Annotated in this window: 15 protein-coding genes and 1 tRNA gene; 3 read left to right on the top strand and 13 right to left on the bottom strand. The window is 58.7% G+C overall.

The window, feature by feature from the left end:
• Nucleotides 1-17: 17 nt before the first annotated feature.
• The 5 genes from BK670_RS20700 to BK670_RS20680 all read right to left on the bottom strand — a co-directional run bounded on the left by BK670_RS20700 (nucleotide 18) and on the right by BK670_RS20680 (nucleotide 5,196).
• Nucleotides 18-938 carry a LysR substrate-binding domain-containing protein gene (locus tag BK670_RS20700; RefSeq protein ID WP_034153162.1) on the bottom strand — a complete coding sequence of 307 codons (921 nt, stop codon included), beginning with the start codon at nucleotides 936-938 and terminating at the stop codon, nucleotides 18-20.
• A 93-nt stretch (nucleotides 939-1,031) separates the two neighbouring features.
• Entirely contained in the window at nucleotides 1,032-3,137 is a 2,106-nt protein-coding gene (locus tag BK670_RS20695; protein WP_123452444.1) for a DUF6311 domain-containing protein, read from the bottom strand.
• Nucleotides 3,134-3,520 carry a GtrA family protein gene (locus BK670_RS20690; RefSeq protein WP_123452442.1) on the bottom strand — a complete coding sequence of 129 codons (387 nt, stop codon included), beginning with the start codon at nucleotides 3,518-3,520 and terminating at the stop codon, nucleotides 3,134-3,136. The genes BK670_RS20695 and BK670_RS20690 overlap by 4 nt, the downstream gene beginning before the upstream one ends.
• Nucleotides 3,517-4,227: a class I SAM-dependent methyltransferase gene (locus tag BK670_RS20685; RefSeq protein ID WP_123452440.1), complete on the bottom strand. Its 711-nt coding sequence runs from the start codon at nucleotides 4,225-4,227 to the stop codon at nucleotides 3,517-3,519. The genes BK670_RS20690 and BK670_RS20685 overlap by 4 nt, the downstream gene beginning before the upstream one ends.
• A gap of 3 nt (nucleotides 4,228-4,230) precedes the next feature.
• Nucleotides 4,231-5,196, bottom strand: a complete 966-nt coding sequence (locus BK670_RS20680; protein ID WP_123452438.1) for a glycosyltransferase family 2 protein — start codon at nucleotides 5,194-5,196, stop codon at nucleotides 4,231-4,233.
• A gap of 278 nt (nucleotides 5,197-5,474) precedes the next feature.
• On the opposite strand from BK670_RS20680, the gene BK670_RS20675 reads away from it, so the two are divergent.
• Complete coding sequence (locus tag BK670_RS20675; protein ID WP_095119102.1) at nucleotides 5,475-5,666, top strand: YegP family protein; 192 nt, start codon at nucleotides 5,475-5,477, stop codon at nucleotides 5,664-5,666.
• Between the two features lie 117 nt (nucleotides 5,667-5,783).
• On the opposite strand, the gene BK670_RS20670 is transcribed toward BK670_RS20675, so the two are convergent.
• The 6 genes from BK670_RS20670 to dapA all read right to left on the bottom strand — a co-directional run bounded on the left by BK670_RS20670 (nucleotide 5,784) and on the right by dapA (nucleotide 13,361).
• Complete coding sequence (locus tag BK670_RS20670) at nucleotides 5,784-9,284, bottom strand: glycosyltransferase (protein WP_123452436.1); 3,501 nt, start codon at nucleotides 9,282-9,284, stop codon at nucleotides 5,784-5,786.
• Nucleotides 9,285-9,666: 382 nt separating this feature from the next.
• Nucleotides 9,667-9,756, bottom strand: a tRNA-Ser gene (locus tag BK670_RS20665).
• Nucleotides 9,757-9,839: 83 nt separating this feature from the next.
• Nucleotides 9,840-10,553: a phosphoribosylaminoimidazolesuccinocarboxamide synthase gene (purC, locus tag BK670_RS20660; RefSeq protein ID WP_007911389.1), complete on the bottom strand. Its 714-nt coding sequence runs from the start codon at nucleotides 10,551-10,553 to the stop codon at nucleotides 9,840-9,842.
• A 28-nt stretch (nucleotides 10,554-10,581) separates the two neighbouring features.
• The gene (locus BK670_RS20655; protein WP_123452434.1) at nucleotides 10,582-11,343 is read right to left on the bottom strand and encodes an MBL fold metallo-hydrolase; all 762 of its coding nucleotides are present in this window, start codon (nucleotides 11,341-11,343) and stop codon (nucleotides 10,582-10,584) included.
• Nucleotides 11,344-11,349: 6 nt separating this feature from the next.
• On the bottom strand, nucleotides 11,350-12,465 hold the full coding sequence (gene bamC / locus BK670_RS20650) for an outer membrane protein assembly factor BamC (RefSeq protein ID WP_123452432.1): 1,116 nt from the start codon (nucleotides 12,463-12,465) through the stop codon (nucleotides 11,350-11,352).
• Nucleotides 12,466-12,482: 17 nt separating this feature from the next.
• Nucleotides 12,483-13,361: a 4-hydroxy-tetrahydrodipicolinate synthase gene (dapA, locus tag BK670_RS20645; protein ID WP_093438308.1), complete on the bottom strand. Its 879-nt coding sequence runs from the start codon at nucleotides 13,359-13,361 to the stop codon at nucleotides 12,483-12,485.
• Between the two features lie 330 nt (nucleotides 13,362-13,691).
• Between dapA and BK670_RS20635 the strand changes: the two genes are divergently transcribed.
• Both BK670_RS20635 and BK670_RS20630 read left to right on the top strand, forming a co-directional pair.
• Nucleotides 13,692-14,252, top strand: a complete 561-nt coding sequence (locus BK670_RS20635) for a glycine cleavage system transcriptional repressor (protein ID WP_034153153.1) — start codon at nucleotides 13,692-13,694, stop codon at nucleotides 14,250-14,252.
• Nucleotides 14,253-14,262: 10 nt separating this feature from the next.
• Complete coding sequence (locus BK670_RS20630; RefSeq protein WP_123452428.1) at nucleotides 14,263-14,736, top strand: peroxiredoxin; 474 nt, start codon at nucleotides 14,263-14,265, stop codon at nucleotides 14,734-14,736.
• 137 nt (nucleotides 14,737-14,873) lie between these two features.
• Here the strand turns inward: BK670_RS20630 and BK670_RS20625 are convergent, their stop codons facing one another.
• Nucleotides 14,874-15,944: an AI-2E family transporter gene (locus tag BK670_RS20625; protein ID WP_123452426.1), complete on the bottom strand. Its 1,071-nt coding sequence runs from the start codon at nucleotides 15,942-15,944 to the stop codon at nucleotides 14,874-14,876.
• A 30-nt stretch (nucleotides 15,945-15,974) separates the two neighbouring features.
• Entirely contained in the window at nucleotides 15,975-16,214 is a 240-nt protein-coding gene (locus BK670_RS20620) for a sulfurtransferase TusA family protein (protein ID WP_007911399.1), read from the bottom strand.
• Between the last annotated feature and the right edge of the window lie 77 nt (nucleotides 16,215-16,291).

Below are 16,291 nucleotides of genomic sequence, written 5' to 3'. Positions count from 1 at the left end.
CTACACGGTGTTGTGGCTCAGGACGAAGTCAGCGGTCGTTCGCTCATGAACTGCTCCAGCCGCGAACGCAACCAGCGCTCCGCCGGATCGCTGTCCACGTGGCTGAGCCAGACCATCGACAGGTCCAGCGTCGGCGTCTTGAACGGGAACGGTTCCTTGAACAGTAATCCGGATGTAGCCATGGCCGCCGCCGTGTAATCCGGCAGACTGGCGATCAGGTCGGTGCCGGCCAGCAGCGCCGGCAACGCGCTGTATTGCGGCACCGACAGCACCACCTGACGGGTACGACCCAGTTCGGCCAGCCACTCATCGGCAAAACCACTGACGTTGGCCGTGTGCGAAACCAGTACGTGAGGACGTGCGCAATATTCATCCAGCGTCAGCGGTGTATCGCTGGCGTCGGCGCGCAGGATGCTCGGCTGGATGTGCCGCAGCAGTTTGCGCTTGGCATTGGCCGGCAAACCACGGGTCTGGCTGATGCCGACCGTGATATCACCCGCCGCGAGCAGATCGGGGATACGCCAGTAATCGACGTGTTGCACCACGAACACCACGTTCGGCGCTTCCTGACGCAGCGCACGCAGCAGCGGCGGCAGCAGACCGAACTCGACGTCATCGGACAAGCCGATGCGGAAAGTCATGGTGCTCACGGCCGGGTCGAAATCGCGGGTCAGGCTCAGTGCGACCGACAACGAATCCAGCGCAGGCTTGAGGTGGCGGAAAATATCTTCGGCACGGGCCGTCGGTTCCATGCGATGGCCGACGCGGATGAACAGCGGATCATTGAGCATGGTGCGCAAGCGATTGAGCGCCGAGCTGATGGTCGGCTGGCCGAGAAACAGCTTCTCGGCCGCGCGGGTCACATTGCGTTCGAGCATCAAGGTCTCAAACACCACCATCAGGTTGATGTCGGCCTTGCGAAGTTCATTGCGGTTCATCCATTGCCCCCTGCCCCCCGGAATACCGGCAGTGTAGAAAGGCCCACGGACAACGTCTATGGGCCTTTGCACAGACAAAAAAACAATGTCGGATCAATTCACCGTCAGCGCCTGTATGCCGATGGCAAGCTTACGCGTGTCCTTGCTCATGCCAAGCTCCCCGGGACTGATGGCGTTGGCGTATTTGAAACGGATATTCAGTACACCTTGACGCGCCACCAACTCTCGCACATCGGCGGGCAGATCGATGTTGATTTGGTTCGCCTCAGGCTTGATCAGCCGCGTCGACAGCACGCGTACATCGTTGACGAAAATTTCCAGAGATTGCTCGGCATGTGTGGGCGCGAGCAATGCAGTGGTTTCCAGCGACAAGGAATGCACCGGAGCCAGGGGCCGCAGAACGATTTGCGACTCCGTCCCGTCAGACCACGTCCCCCACGGCTCGCTGAGCGACCACCCTTTGCCCAGATAAACCGTCGCAAGACTGGTGGCATTGAATTCCACTCGTTCGCCCGCCTTGAGCTGCGCAATCAACGACAACGGATCAGGTGCCGATATCGGCGCGCATTCGGCACAACGCTTCCATCCCGGCGCCAAAACGTTCAAGCCGTCAATCCGTGCGAGCACATCGGTATCGCGGTTCAAGGTCAAGGCTGCTTCCAGCAAGGTGCGATTATCCAGCACGTACAAGGTGTCTGGAGCATAGCGTCCAGCACTGACCATCTGGTCCGCCTGGGCCTGCGCTGCTTCCGTGGCCCCGGTGCTGACCCGGCCAAGATAGACGGCGTTTGTCGCCAGGTGATGGGTGCCGGCGTAGTTGGCCAGGGTCATCCAGTACGGCGAGTAATTCTGCGGGCGCAGCCAGCGCACCGCTTGATACTGCTTCGCGGCTTGCTCCCAGAAAGGATCGACGAGGGGCGTTTTCCATTTTGGTGACGGCGTGGTCATGAAGAGATTGCGCGACACTGCCCAACCCGCACGCGTATCGACTACCTGAATGACCAGGGCAATGCTCAACAACATCAGCGCGGTGCGCGACGCATGCCCGCGTACCACCACATACAGAATGAGCAATATGGCCATGTACATGATCGGCCAGATCATTCGTCCCGAGCCGCGAAAAACAGTGGCCACGGCAACCACCGCATCCGGTAGCGGAATCTGCAATTCAAATGGCCCCACACCGATATTGTTGGAAATGGCGAAAATCGCCAGCCCCGCCAAGGCGAGGAGCAACAGTGGATAGCGGCGAGACTTGGCCCCAAGGTCGGTCGCCCCCTGCAGCACCGGCACCAACGCGCAAATGCCCAAAAAAAGCATCCCTAGCCCCAGAAACGCGAACCCGTCACCATCCCCCAAGACCCCGGGCATGTCCTGCAAGGCGTAGGACCACACACCGGCATCGAAAAAGGTCAAGACATTGGCCCGAAACAGGCCATACCCCATCAGCGCCAGTCCGCCGTCCCCGACACTGAAATATCCGGCCTGCCAGCAACAGATACTGACCAGCGCAAACAGGCCAATCAACTCGATCATCGCTTTGCCCGGAGTCAGGCGTCGCTGCAACGCTTTGGCCGCGAGGTCTGCGAGCCAGATCAAAGCAATCATCGCCAGCAGATAAGCATGCACCAGTGCTGCCGCCCCCAGCAGCGCGCCCCAAGCCAGGCAGCGTTTTGGCGTAAAAGGGCGCAGTGCCAGGTAAAGCGCCGCCAATACCAGAAAATGTCCACCGAGAGACAAATGCACGCCCATGCGGATAATCATCGCCGGAACAAACAAAAACAGCCCGGCGCCTACCAGTCGCAACGCAACATCGCGACTGAACAAGCCGATCAGTTTCCAGGCAAACCAGCTCTGCAGAACGAAACACGTCAGCAGCCACAGCCCGAAATACTGGAATGGCTCAGGCAGCAGCGCCGAAAACGGTTTGAACAACAAGGCAAACAGCGGATTGGAATCGGAGAAAATCACCCCGTTGCTCAATTCCAGCCCGTAGGAAGGATTGAGCCCGAGCGGAAATGTCCACGGCGAATGCCTGAAAAAAACCCAGCCCTGATAGTGGGTCGCGGGATCGCCATCACCCAACCATGCAATATTCATCGGATTCAGGGCACGCGGGCCGACCACAATGAAAAACGCCAGAATTCCCAAAAGCACAGGCAGCAACGCAGTCGCCCGATATGTTGCGGAGAGCTTCATCGATACGTCCAGAAGTTATGCAAGACAAAAGTGAATGCCGGTATCGTCAGTGCCACGGCGACGATCCCCAACAGATAATTCAACCCGGCCATCTGCGCCACCCAGGCGACCAGCATCGCCAATAGAAACCCGCACGCCGACACCAGCAGAAAACGCAGTAACGTTCTGCCATGCAAACGTGCCGAGAAACTCCAGGTGGTATTGATCACGTAGGACATCACCGTCGCCACGATGAACGCCACGCCATTGGCGAGCGGTGGCTGCTGGCTGATGAAATTGATGAACAGCACCGCCACCAGCGCATGCAAAGCCGTGACAAACAAACCGGTCACAGCAAAGCGCAAACCGCGCTTAACCAGCGCTGATTTTTCGGTTGAAGTCACGGTTTTTGCGCCAGCACGAAAACACTCAAACCCGCCAGACGGTTCATGCCCATCAACGGCAGTTCCAGGCGGCACAGGGTTTTCAGCGTGCTGTTGACCAGCGGATGATGACGCTTGAGCTGCGAACGCGGCGCTTGAGCGTGCGCGCCTTGCGGTAGCAAGCGCAACGCCGCCGCCAGCGGGAACACTGCACCGAAATAATAAGCGCCGCGCTGCACCGTCAAACCGGCATCCCGCGCCAGGGTTTCGAACTGCGCCAGGGTGTAGCGGCGCTTGTGCTCAAGGAAGTCATCATGACCACTCCACAAGAACTGGAACGCCGGCACCGTCATCAGGAATCGGCTGCCCGACGGCACTTTATCGACATACATTTTGAGCAGGCCGAGATCGTCATCGACGTGTTCCAGCACGTCCATCAATAACACCAGATCGGCATCGATGGTTTCGATCCCGCGGCGGTAGTGCACCGGTTTGCCAGCGGTGGTCGCACTGGAGTCGGCGGGATAGCTGATATCCACGCACCACGCTTCGCGGGCATCGGTATGCGTCAGCAAATGGTGGGAGAAAAACCCCGAACCGGCGCCGACATCAAGGATTCGGCTGATCGGCGCATCACCCAGCAAACGCCGGGTGGCTGCGGCTTTCGAGCAGTAATACCAATGCTCGTTAATGCTGTCGCCGAGGATGTCGGTTTCCTTGAGATCCATGAGTCAGTCCTTGGAGTCGTAGACGCGACGCACCAGAAAAACCGGCCGGCGTTTGGATTCGATATACGTGCGGCCCAGGTACTCGCCGAGTACGCCGATACCGATCAATTGCAGCCCGCCGAGAAAAGTCACCGCCACCATCAGCGAGGCATAACCGGGCATGTCGACACCGTGGATCAACGTGCGCACGACAATGAACATGGCGAAGGCGAAAGACACCAGCGACACCAGCGCGCCGACATACGTCCAGATCCGCAGCGGCTCGGTACTGAAACTGGTGATGCCCTCCAGCGCGAAGTTCCACAGGCGCCAGCCATTGAACTTGCTCTGCCCCGCTACGCGCTCCGGGCGCTCGTAATCGACGTGGGTAGTGCGAAAGCCGACCCAGGCGAACAGGCCTTTCATGAAGCGCCGGGATTCGGGCAAGGTCAGCAACGCATTGACCACGCAGCGATCCATCAGGCGGAAATCGCCGACATTCTCGGGTAAAGGCTGCTCGGCAATCTTGTTGTGCAAACGATAGAACCAGTGCGCCGACGTCTGCTTGGCCCAAGTGTCGCTGCGACGGCTGATGCGGTGACCGAGCACCACTTCAAAACCTTCTCGCCAGCGCTCGATCATCTGCAGAATGACCTCCGGCGGGTCCTGCAAATCGGCGTCAATTGGCACCACGACCTGCCCGGTCGCGATCTGCAAACCGGCGGACAACGCTGCTTCTTTGCCGAAGTTACGGCTCAGGTCGACGATACGCAGGCGCGCATCGTGCCGCTGCTGATCGAGCAGACGTTCGAGCGTGGCATCGGTGCTGCCGTCGTTGACGAACACCAGCTCAAGATCGATCAACGCCTGCGTCTGAAAGACTTCATTGATGCGCCGCAGAAACGTGTCAAGGCTGTCCTCCTCGTTAAAAACGGGGATCACCAGCGATAACGTTACCTGCCCGGCCTGTTGCGTTCCGTGCTCAGTCAAGGGAGTGCTCTTTTTATAGTGTTTGTCAGTCGCCGAACGATATTCGACGCCATGAGCCGTCCCGTATTAAGCAGCAGCGTCAACGGGCTTGCAAGGATCAGACGGCGTCATATTGGCCAATCCACAGGCCTATTGCCGCGCTCTGGGCCGCGCCCTTCAGAAACATCCGCGAACGATTGGAAACAAATGTCCGATAGCCAAAAAAACCGTCTGCGCTAGGCTTGCGACCATGCGCCACACAGGCTGTCGCACAAATAAAATCGCATGGAGCGAACTGAATGTATTTCGAGATTTACAGGCAATCCAGAGGCACCCCGAGCACCGGCAAAGGACAATGGCGCTGGAGATTGCGGGCGGGTAACCACGAGACCATCGCCAGTGGCGAGTCGTATGTGAACAAGGCGGATTGTTTGCATGTGATCGGGTTGATCAAGGCTGTGCAGGGGGAGACACCGATCAAGGAGATCTAGCCGCTCAGCACGATCCTGCAGATATGAAAAAGCCCCACAGCTTTAAGGCTGTGAGGCTTTTTTTCGGGCTGGTATCGAAAGACATTGAAGAAGTAGCGCGCAACGCTGGCTTCTTGTTCAGTCCGCTAGCCAGGCGTTTCGCCACGCCAACAGATGTTCGTCCTTGAGCATCCAGTGATCGAGTACAACGCTGCGCAGGGCCTCGCCAGCCTTGGCGCTGGCATCGGGTTCAGCCAGATGTTCGCGAATAGCGGCAATCCAGTCTTGCGATCTGTTACTGACCCTTGTCACCGGGAAGTCACCACGATAACAAGGGATGTCCGAGCAGATCACGGGGAAACCACAAGCGCCATATTCCAACAAGCGCAAATTGCTTTTGCAGGCGTTGAAAAAGTTGTCTTTCAGAGGTGCCAAAGCCAGGTCCAGGTTCAAACCGGCCACTCTTTGCGGGTATTTTTCAATACTCACCCCCCTATGGAATTCATGGACATAGGGCCGCAGTGCCGGTGGGCACATCCCCATGAACACCCATTCAACTTCCCCCTCCAGCGCACGAACCACTTCGGCAAGGACTTGCAGGTCGGCGCTGTGACTCGAGCCGCCGGCCCAGCCGACTCGAGGCTTGCGACCCTGTTGGCGATGGCCGGTCAGGCCGCTCCACCAGTGGCCCGGCAGACGGTTTTCCACTACCCGAATGTCAGCGTTGAACCCCTTCAGTGCATTGGCCAGCGGCTCGGTCGATACCACCAACCGATCGCACAGCCCTACGGCTTTCTTCAAGCGTTTGGTGATGTCTTTAGGCAGCAATTCGTGGTTCAAATTGCCAACTGGCACGTCAAGAATATAGTCGTCCAGCTCGTAAACCTTGAAGGCTCTGGAGAATGCCTTGGTGTCCTGCATGTATTCCAGATGAGGCGTTGTGAGCTGCCCCTGGAAAATGATCGTGTCCGGCGCCATGCGCTCCAGTGCTGTCGGTTGCAGTCCCTCATCGCTCACCGCTCCGCCGATCATCTGCGCGGCTTTCAGGGCAGCGAAAGGCTGACGCACGCGGTAGTGTCCGCTGCCGAAAGAGTCGAGGGGGTGGCACAGCACGTGAGGCAACTCACGACTGGCAAACGGGTGCCAGTCAGTATCGGTGCGGTATTTGGAGGAGAAGCCGCTGCCCTCCAGGGTCAGGTTGCGGTTGTAGGCCGGATCGTTGGCGATTTGCGTAAGCCAACGCTGGTACATCACCGACTGCTCGCCCTTGAACCGTTTGCGCTTGGCTTCTTCCTTGGTCGTGTCGACGTTGTTCTGGCTCACGCTGGCTTCGTGAACGAGCACCGCGTAAGGCGTCCAGACAATCAACCGCCCGGCCTCACCGACTTTCAGGCACAGATCCACATCGTTAAAGGAAACGGCCAGGCCGACCTCGTCCATTCCACCCACTTGCTGGTACAGCTCGGCGCTGATCATCAGGCAGGCGGCGGTGACCGCGCTGTAGTTCTGATCAAGATGCAAGCGGTGAAGGTAGCCGTTGGACTGCATTGAATCGCCGATAAACGGGTGGTCTGCAACGCCACGTAACCCGAGTACCACGCCTGCATGCTGAACCGTCCCGTCGAGGAATAGCAGTTTGGCGCCCACTATCCCCACTTCTGGCCGCTGGGCGTGATGAAGCAGTGCACCAAGCCAGTCGCCATCAATGATCGCCGTGTCATTGTTGAGCAGCACCAGGTAATCGCCGCGGGCATGGCTGGCAGCAAAATTATTGATCGCCGAATAGTTGAACGGGTGCGGATAACGCAGGATGCGCACCTTGGGATTGTTCAACAGCTCCATACCGTTGAACCAGTCCCGGGCTTCGGCGGTTTCGCTGTTGTTGTCGACAATGATCAGTTCGTAATTCGTATAGCTGGTTTTCTCCATGATGCTTTCGATGCAGCGCAGCAGCATCGGCAAGCAGTCCTTGGTAGGAATAAGGATCGAGACCAGCGGCTGTTCCGCATGTTGGTAGACCACACGGTTGGCCATAGGCAAAGGTCCGGCCTGCAGCTCATGAGCCACGCCCAGGCGCTGCAAATGCGCCGCGACGATGGCTGCGGAGTTCGCGATGACTTCGGGCTCACCGAGCCACTGGGGGAAATTGATTGCCTGGTGCACCAGCACATCCGCGAGGTGCCCGACCGTACCCAGACCGTACGTTTCAATCAGCCGGAAAAGCAAATCATGGGGCGCCAGTTCGCTGAAGGCGGGATCAAAGCCGTCGACAAACAGCGCGGCCTCGCGACTGAAAGCCAGTGCGCGGCCGACATATGGATAACTGCGCAACATATCCAGATTCAAATCCGGCTTGAATACCGGACTTTGGCAGCCTTCAGCGGTCAGTGAGTCTTCATCGCTGTAGCAAGCGCTGACACCGGGATTGAGGGCGATGCCTTCGGCGAGCAAAAGCAGCGCATGGGGATCGAGTTCGTCTCCGCCCCGCAACAAGTACCACCAGTCAACCTCGATGTCCTGCAACAGCTGATTGAGCTGGCTCGGCCAGGATTCGGCCAGCGGCAGCCAGACCAGATTGGCAGCCGGCGTCACGCCAACAGGTTCGGCGTTGGAGAGCACCACGATGGCCGCCGCCGGATAAAGCTGGCGGTCGATGCTTTCCAGGCTGGAACGCAACAATCCAATGTCACCCGTGGTGTCGGTCAACACCAACAACACGTCCGGTTGCCGCGGCCAGCTCCCCAGTCGCGCGGATAAACCTTCGACCTCGACGGCAGCCAGTTGCCGACTCGCCAGCCAGCGCTGATAAAGGTCGATATTGCGCTGCTGGCGGCCAACATTCGCCAGAACGCCGAAAAACCGCTCTAAGGTGTGTGCCAAGGTGCCGTCGAGCTGGCCACTTTCAGCTTCGAAATCGTTGCCCGTGAGTTGCATCCGCTCCAGAGGGGCAAACACTTCAGTGCGCGCAAAGAACATGGTGCCAGCAAAATAATCCGCTTCGTTGATACCTTGCGGATCAATGCCGCCACGCTCGGCCAAGGTGACAAGCAACGCGCGGTTGCTTTCGCTGAGGAATCGGGTGACTGGCAGCAGGTATCGCTGGGGACCCAGCATTGGAACGTGTATCGGGTCGGCAAGGTGTTCCAGCGCTCGACTGAATCGTACCGAGCCCAGCAGGTCATCAAATAGCTCAACGCCCCAATCGTTCTCCCCACCCAAGTGCAGCGAGCGCTTGGTGTGCAGCTTGACCAGCGTGCGGATGTTATCGGCCCGCAAGAATGGCAGCATGCGCAGAAACGGCAAAACATCCCTGCCGCGGTTCGGCACCCGGTATAGCGAATAGCTCAATCCACTGGCCGTCAGCTGCGCACAGATCTCATCTTCACGTCCGGCTACGCAGGTTACGTAGAGATGCAGGCGTTCAGACAGTTTAATCAAACGGCCCAGAATATCTCGCAGCACTTCGGGGTAATAAGCATGGATAACCACGCCGACTGGCGGCTCGCCATCCTCGAATACTGGCTGCCGGGCAACCAGCACTTCGCAGTCTTCGACATGGGAAACGGCGCCGCTGCCTGACTTGACCGACTGACGTTCAGAAACGCGGTGAGCACCTTGGGCTGACGGTGGAATTATCATATTCAAACCAATTCAAATAGGGAGCGAGGCTGGAACTCGCTGGATGCGCCTTTCACGGCCGAGGTGAGCAAGTATCCACTTTAGTGAAAGCGCTGGCCTCATGGCTGGGCAGAGGATAAACGACGACAGGTGTGATCTGGCTGCCGACGCTGGCCAATAAAGACCGCCCCTACTCTGCGAACGCGACTTTAAATGGGTCGGTGAGTCCTGTGAGCGTCGCACCTCTAATGTCGGCAGAGGCTGTGTTTACTTAAATTGCCTCGCACCCAATGACCTCTCCGCGCAAGATGCACTTCAGCGCCTTCGCTATCGCCATGAATACTGAATTCGCAGAAACGAAAAAGCCCCGTAGATTTTCATCTACGGGGCTTTTTCTATGTAATGGCGGAGAGATAGGGATTCGAACCCTAGGTACCGGTGAAGGTACAACGGATTTCGAATCCGTCCCATTCGGCCACTCTGGCATCTCTCCAACGGCGCGCATCATAACAACACTTTTACCGAAAGCAAACCCTCTTTCGAAATTTTCTTCGTGCTATCAGATGCTTGCGTCGATTAAAGCGGTACGCCCAGACGATTGGCGACTTCTTCGTAGGCTTCGATGACGTCACCGAGGCCCTGACGGAAGCGGTCCTTGTCCATCTTCTTCTTGGTGTCCTTGTCCCATAGACGGCAGCCGTCCGGGCTGAACTCGTCACCGAGGACGATCGAGCCGTCGCTGAACACGCCGAATTCAAGCTTGAAGTCGACCAGCAGCAGGCCGGCGTCGTCGAACAGCTTGGTCAGCACTTCGTTGACCTTGAGCGACAGTTCTTTCATGCGAACCAGTTGTTCGGCGGTGCCCCAACCGAATGCCACGACGTGGGATTCGTTGATGAACGGGTCGCCCTTGGCGTCGTCCTTCAGGAACAGTTCGAAGGTGTAAGGGTTGAGCTTCAGGCCTTCTTCCACACCCAGACGCTTGACCAGGCTGCCGGCGGCGTAGTTACGCACGACGCACTCGACCGGGATCATGTCCAGCTTCTTGACCAGCACTTCGTTGTCAGCCAGCAGTTTGTCGAATTGGGTCGGTACGCCGGCCGCTTCGAGTTTCTGCATGATGAAGGCGTTGAACTTGTTGTTGACCATGCCTTTGCGGTCGAGCTGCTCGATGCGCTTGCCGTCGAACGCCGAGGTGTCGTTGCGAAACAGCAGGATCAAGCGGTCAGCGTCGTCGGTCTTGTAAACCGATTTGGCTTTGCCGCGGTAGAGTTCTTCACGTTTTTCCATGATGGGCTCCGCTTGCTAAGTAGGTGGGCTAGGCGATGTGGCGCCAGTCGAGCCCTGAATCTTGATCGGCCAGTTGCAGCCAGTCCGGGTCGCACCCGAGGGTGTCGACAAAACATTGCCGGGCCAGCTGCGGCATGTTGTTCTTGCTGCTCAGATGGGCCAGGACCAGGTGTTGCAAGCCCTGCCAGCCCAACTCGGACACCAGGAATGCCGCCTGATGGTTGTTCAAATGTCCCAGCTCGCCGCCCACCCGCTGCTTGAGAAAGTACGGGTAATGACCACGGGCCAGCATGTCACGGCAATGGTTGGACTCGATCATCAACGCATCAAGGTCCCGATAACCGTCCAGCACCCGCTCGCAGTAGGACCCCAGGTCGGTCAACAGGCCGAAGCGCCGTTGCTCGTGATCACTGAAGACATACTGTGTCGGTTCCTGCGCATCATGGGCCACGGCAATGACCCCGATGCTCAGTGCACCGATCTGCAACTGCTCGCCGCCGGCCAGAAAGCCTGCGGGTTCAATCGGTTTGCGCATCCCGCGCAATGTGCCGCGACTGAGGTAGACCGGTAGATTGTAGCGCCGAGACAGCAAACCCACGCCATGCACGTGGTCGGCATGTTCGTGGGTTACGAGTATCGCGCTCAGTTGCGCCGGGTTCACACCCAGGCGCAACAGGCGTTTTTCGGTTTCCCGCAGGGAAAAACCACAATCCACCAGCACATACGTATCAGCACTGGCGATCAGCGTGCCGTTCCCTTGGCTACCGCTGCCGAGAACGGCAAAACGCATGGTTGATCAGCCCAGGTTGTCCTGAATCACGCTCAACACTTTGCGTGCCACTTCAGCCGGCGCGACGGTGTTGATGTTTTTCTCGACGGTCACCTGAATGTTCTCGCCAACCTTGCTCAGGCGAACCTGATAACGCTCGGCACGGGCTTCAACTTCTTCCTTGCTCGGCGCACTGCCGAACAGGCTGCTGAAGAAACCAGGCTTGTCGTCTTTCTTCTCGGCTTTTTCGGCCAGGTTGATGTAGTACAGGCCCAGGCTACGGTTGATGTCTTCAACGCGCCATTCGCCTTGTTCCAGTGCACGGCCAACGCTCGACCAGGCACGGTCCAGATCGGTACCAACGTTCAACACCGGGTTACCACTGCCGTCTTCGCTGAGGCTGACACGGCTCGGCGTATCGAAATCACGCGAGGCCAGCATCGACACCGAACCGCCCTTCTCGGAGATCCGGCTCATGCTCGCGAGCATGTCGTCGACCAGCGCCGCGTCCAGGCCAGTGATGACCGAACGGTTGGTGAAGGCGACGTCGGCCGTGCTGCCGGCAGGACGCTCGGCGCTGACCACGTAGATTTCACTGGTGTTGCGCTGCACGCCCGGCTCGATCCGCACACGCACGCGGGTTTCGCTGTCGCTGGCGATACCGGCCGCGCTCAGGCGCTTGGCCATGGCGGCGGACAGTTCGTCGGAATGCTGCCAGGTGGTGGTGAATTCGCCGGTTTGCGGGCGCTGCTCATCCAGACGGAAACCGTTGTCCTGGAAGAACTGCACTGCCACTGGCCAGACTTCGGCCGGTGGGTGCTGGGCCACGACCCAGCGCGAGTCACCGCTCTTCTGCAGCGAGTAATCGCTGGCATCGGCAACGGCCGACAGCGGCTGAGGACGCGGCACAATGTATTCACCTTTCTCGGTGTCATCAGCGACGTTACGCGGGATCGGCAACAGCGGATCCAGACGCTTGGACGTGCTGACTTCCGGTGGCAGTTGCATCGGTGCAGTCTGTTGCGCTTGCAGGTAATCGCTACCACGGTCGCGGAAATAACCTTCCGGCCCCCAGACCCATCCGCAGCCGCTGGTGCTGGAGATAATCAAGGCAAGTGCGGAAAGTCCGGCCATTCGCTTCATGCGTTGTACTTCCTCAATTAAACCAGGACGCTGCACTGGCGCAGGGCCGAGCGGAGCGTTTCGTGACAAGGTGTGCTCAGCCAGGTCAGTGGCAGGCGGATGCCTTCGTGCATCAGACCCATTTCCACCAAAGCCCACTTCACCGGAATCGGGTTGGCTTCGATGAACAGGTCTTTGTGCAGCGGCATCAGTTTTTCGTTGATCGCCCGTGCGGTGTCGGCGTCGCCTTTGAGCGCGGCCTCGCACAGATCAGCCATTTCGCGCGGAGCGACGTTGGCGGTCACCGAGATGTTGCCTTTGCCGCCCAGCAGGATCAGTTCGACAGCGGTCGGATCATCACCGGACAGCACGATGAAGTCCTTGCTCACACCATCGATGATCGCTTTGGCGCGTTTCAGGTCGCCGGTGGCTTCCTTGATACCGATGATGTTCGGCACGGTGGACAGGCGGATCACGGTCTCGGCCTGCATGTCGCAAGACGTGCGGCCCGGAACGTTGTAGAGAATCTGTGGAATGTCGACCGCTTCAGCAATGTGCTTGAAGTGCTGGTACAGGCCTTCCTGAGTCGGCTTGTTGTAGTACGGAACGACCAGCAGGCAGGCATCGGCGCCGGCTTCTTTGGCGTTGCGGGTCAGCTCGACGGCTTCGCGGGTCGAGTTGGCGCCAGTGCCGGCGATGACCGGAATGCGCCCGGCAACCTGTTTGACCACGGCTTTGATGACGGCGATGTGTTCTTCTACATCAAGGGTTGCCGACTCGCCGGTAGTACCGACCGCGACAATGGCATGGGTGCCGTTCTTGAGATGGAAGTCCACGAGTTTGCTGAGGCTGTCCCAGTCAAGACGCCCTTGTGCATCCATGGGAGTGACCAGTGCCACCATACTGCCCGCAATCATGAAACCGCTCCTGCCGGAAAAAGAGAGCGGTAATGGTACTGGCGCCAAGATGCTTGCACAAGCGAAGTACTGCGCTGCCGCCATTCCCCTTGGCGCCGCTTTTCGCTACCCTTCAGACTTTGATCGGTACTGATCAGCTTGTACGCCGGGTTCCAGCCTCCCTTTACGGCCTCCCAGACCCCGTTCCTGCGTCGCATCGACGCGCTCCCGCTATAGTGGAGCGAGCCGCGAGCGCTTGCCGGGCCTCTTTGTACGGACAGCCAGAACAGGCACTCCCCGGCAGCCAACGCCCGTAAACCTACCGACCGCTCATCGCTTTAGGAATGCTGCATGTCCACCCCCACAGTTCGCGAACAATTCCTTGTCATCAGTGCCCTCGGCGCCAACCCCATGGAGCTGACTAACGTCCTGTGCCGCGCCAGCCATGAAAATCGCTGCGCCGTGGTTACTTCGCGCCTGACTCGCCACGGCGAGTGCAGCGCGCTGGTCCTCGAGGTCTCCGGTAGTTGGGACGCCCTCGCCCGCCTGGAAGGCAGTCTGCCGGGCCTGGCCAAGAAACACGCCTTTACCGCCAACGTGGTGCGCAGCGCACCACTGGAAAATCGTCCGCAGGCCCTGCCGTATGTGGCGTATGTCAGCTCGGCGTATCGCCCGGACATCATCAATGAGCTGTGCCAGTTCTTCATGGATCACAACGTCGAACTGGAAAACCTGACCTGCGACACATATCAGGCGCCGCAGACCGGCGGCACCATGCTCAACGCCACGTTCACCGTGACCCTGCCAGCCGGCACCCAGATCAGTTGGCTGCGCGACCAGTTCCTCGATTTCTCCGACGCGATGAACCTGGACGCACTGATCGAGCCTTGGCGCCCACAGAACCCAATGTAAGGAAGCTTTCATGGCCGTTGCCATCGACCAACCGGTTGCCGATTTCGAAGCACCTGCCACCAGCGGGCAGACCGTCAGCCTGTCTGCCCTCAAGGGCAAACAAGTGGTGATCTATTTCTACCCGAAGGACAGCACCCCGGGCTGCACCACAGAAGGCCAGGGCTTTCGTGATCAATACGCCGCATTCAAGGCCGCCAATACCGAGATTTTCGGTATCTCCCGCGACAGCCTGAAGTCCCACGAGAACTTCAAGTGCAAGCAGGAGTTCCCCTTCGAGCTGATCAGCGACAAGGACGAAGCCGTCTGCCAACTGTTCGACGTGATCAAGTTGAAGAAGCTGTACGGCAAGGAATACCTGGGCGTTGATCGCAGCACGTTCCTGATTGATAAGGACGGTGTACTGCGTCAGGAATGGCGCGGGGTGAAGGTGCCGGGGCATGTTGATGCCGTTCTGGCTGCTGCTCAGGATTTGAACAAGGCCTAATGGTTTTGCGTCATTTTTACTGACGCCTTCGCGAGCAGGCTCGCTCCCACATTAAACCGTGTTCGCATGGGCGAATCGATCAAATGTGGGAGCGAGCCTGCTCGCGAATAGCCTTCCTGCAAAATTTGGATCAATCGCTACAGCAGTGGCGCCACCGCCGGCTCCTTGCGCGGCCATGCATCCAGCACAGCCTTGAACAGCGTCGCCAGCGGGATCGCAAAGAACACTCCCCAGAATCCCCACAACCCACCAAACAACAGCACCGCGCAGATGATTGCCACGGGGTGCAGATTGACCGCCTCGGAAAACAGCAGCGGCACCAGCACGTTGCCGTCCAGTGTCTGAATGATCCCGTAGACCGCCATCAGATAGATGAACTGATCACTCCAGCCCCACTGGAACAGCGCAATCAGCATCACTGGCACGGTCACCACCACCGCGCCGACATACGGCACCACCACCGACACACCGACCAGCAACGCCAGCAGCGCCGCGTAGTTGAGTCCGAGGGCGACAAACGCGATGTAGGTCACGCCGCCGCAAATCACGATTTCGATGACCTTGCCGCGAATGTAGTTGGCGATCTGGCGGTTCATTTCCTGCGCAACCCGAGTGATCAGCGCGCGCTCACGCGGCAAGTAGCCACGCACCCACTCGCCGATCATGACCCGGTCCTTGAGGAAGAAGAACACCAGAATCGGCACCAGCACCAGATAGATCATGATATTCACCAGCAGCGGCAGACTCGACAGCGAGAATGTCAGCGCCCACTGGCCGAACTTGCCGATCTCGCCACGCGCCGCCTCGATTGCCTGCAACACTTGCTCATCGGACACCAGATGCGGATAGCGCTCCGGTAACAGCAACAGCAGCGACTGCCATTTGGCGAGCATGCCCGGCAGCTCGTTGAACAGCGTGATCAACTGATGCCAGAGCAACGGCAGGACCACGACGATAAACAGCATCAGCACGCCCATGAACAGCGCGAACACCAACCCTACCGCCACGCCACCCGGCACGCGCAGACGCTCCAGCGTGACCACCAGGCCCTGCATCAGATACGCCAGCACCATCCCCGCCAACACCGGCGCGAGCATGCCGCCGAGCGTTAGCACGGCCGTGAAAGCGAGAAACAGCAGCACCGCCAGCACCACTGCTTCTTCGTCGGAGAAGTAGCGCTGAATCCAGTCGCGTAACACTTTGAACATCAATAATCCTTAGATTTAACGCTGTCGGTTTCAGGCCTTTTTCAACCAGTAACGGTAGACGCCTGCTTCGTCTTCTTCGCGCAGCAGCGTATGACCGGCCAACTTGGCAAAGGTGCGGAAGTCGCGCTGTGAGCCCGCGTCGGTCGCGATGACCTTGAGGACTGCGCCACTCTGGAGCTTGTTGAGTTCCATTTTTGCCTTGAGCAACGGCAACGGACAATTCAGGCCACTGGCGTCCAGTTCCACGTCATGGGCTACAGCGTCAGTCATTGCGTCACTCCGGTTCAGGTCGTCGAGCTGCCTAGAATATCTGGTCGCAGCTCCGGTGTCCGGCTACAGTAAGGTCT

Origin of the sequence: Pseudomonas fluorescens, assembly GCF_003732425.1 — a bacterium.
Lineage (GTDB): Bacteria > Pseudomonadota > Gammaproteobacteria > Pseudomonadales > Pseudomonadaceae > Aquipseudomonas > Aquipseudomonas fluorescens_BE.
This window is presented reverse-complemented; position numbering and strand designations above follow the sequence as displayed.

What these genes read in the sequence shown, in the direction of transcription:
- BK670_RS20630 (WP_123452428.1), top strand. Translation starts at nt 14,263, where the DNA reads ATGGCCGTTGCCATCGACCAACCGGTTGCCGATTTCGAAGCACCTGCC.
- BK670_RS20695 (WP_123452444.1), bottom strand. Translation starts at nt 3,137, where the DNA reads ATGAAGCTCTCCGCAACATATCGGGCGACTGCGTTGCTGCCTGTGCTT.
- purC (WP_007911389.1), bottom strand. Translation starts at nt 10,553, where the DNA reads ATGGAAAAACGTGAAGAACTCTACCGCGGCAAAGCCAAATCGGTTTAC.
- BK670_RS20655 (WP_123452434.1), bottom strand. Translation starts at nt 11,343, where the DNA reads ATGCGTTTTGCCGTTCTCGGCAGCGGTAGCCAAGGGAACGGCACGCTG.
- BK670_RS20620 (WP_007911399.1), bottom strand. Translation starts at nt 16,214, where the DNA reads ATGACTGACGCTGTAGCCCATGACGTGGAACTGGACGCCAGTGGCCTG.
- BK670_RS20670 (WP_123452436.1), bottom strand. Translation starts at nt 9,284, where the DNA reads ATGATAATTCCACCGTCAGCCCAAGGTGCTCACCGCGTTTCTGAACGT.
- BK670_RS20625 (WP_123452426.1), bottom strand. Translation starts at nt 15,944, where the DNA reads ATGTTCAAAGTGTTACGCGACTGGATTCAGCGCTACTTCTCCGACGAA.
- BK670_RS20675 (WP_095119102.1), top strand. Translation starts at nt 5,475, where the DNA reads ATGTATTTCGAGATTTACAGGCAATCCAGAGGCACCCCGAGCACCGGC.
- BK670_RS20685 (WP_123452440.1), bottom strand. Translation starts at nt 4,227, where the DNA reads ATGGATCTCAAGGAAACCGACATCCTCGGCGACAGCATTAACGAGCAT.
- bamC (WP_123452432.1), bottom strand. Translation starts at nt 12,465, where the DNA reads ATGAAGCGAATGGCCGGACTTTCCGCACTTGCCTTGATTATCTCCAGC.
- BK670_RS20635 (WP_034153153.1), top strand. Translation starts at nt 13,692, where the DNA reads ATGTCCACCCCCACAGTTCGCGAACAATTCCTTGTCATCAGTGCCCTC.
- BK670_RS20700 (WP_034153162.1), bottom strand. Translation starts at nt 938, where the DNA reads ATGAACCGCAATGAACTTCGCAAGGCCGACATCAACCTGATGGTGGTG.
- dapA (WP_093438308.1), bottom strand. Translation starts at nt 13,361, where the DNA reads ATGATTGCGGGCAGTATGGTGGCACTGGTCACTCCCATGGATGCACAA.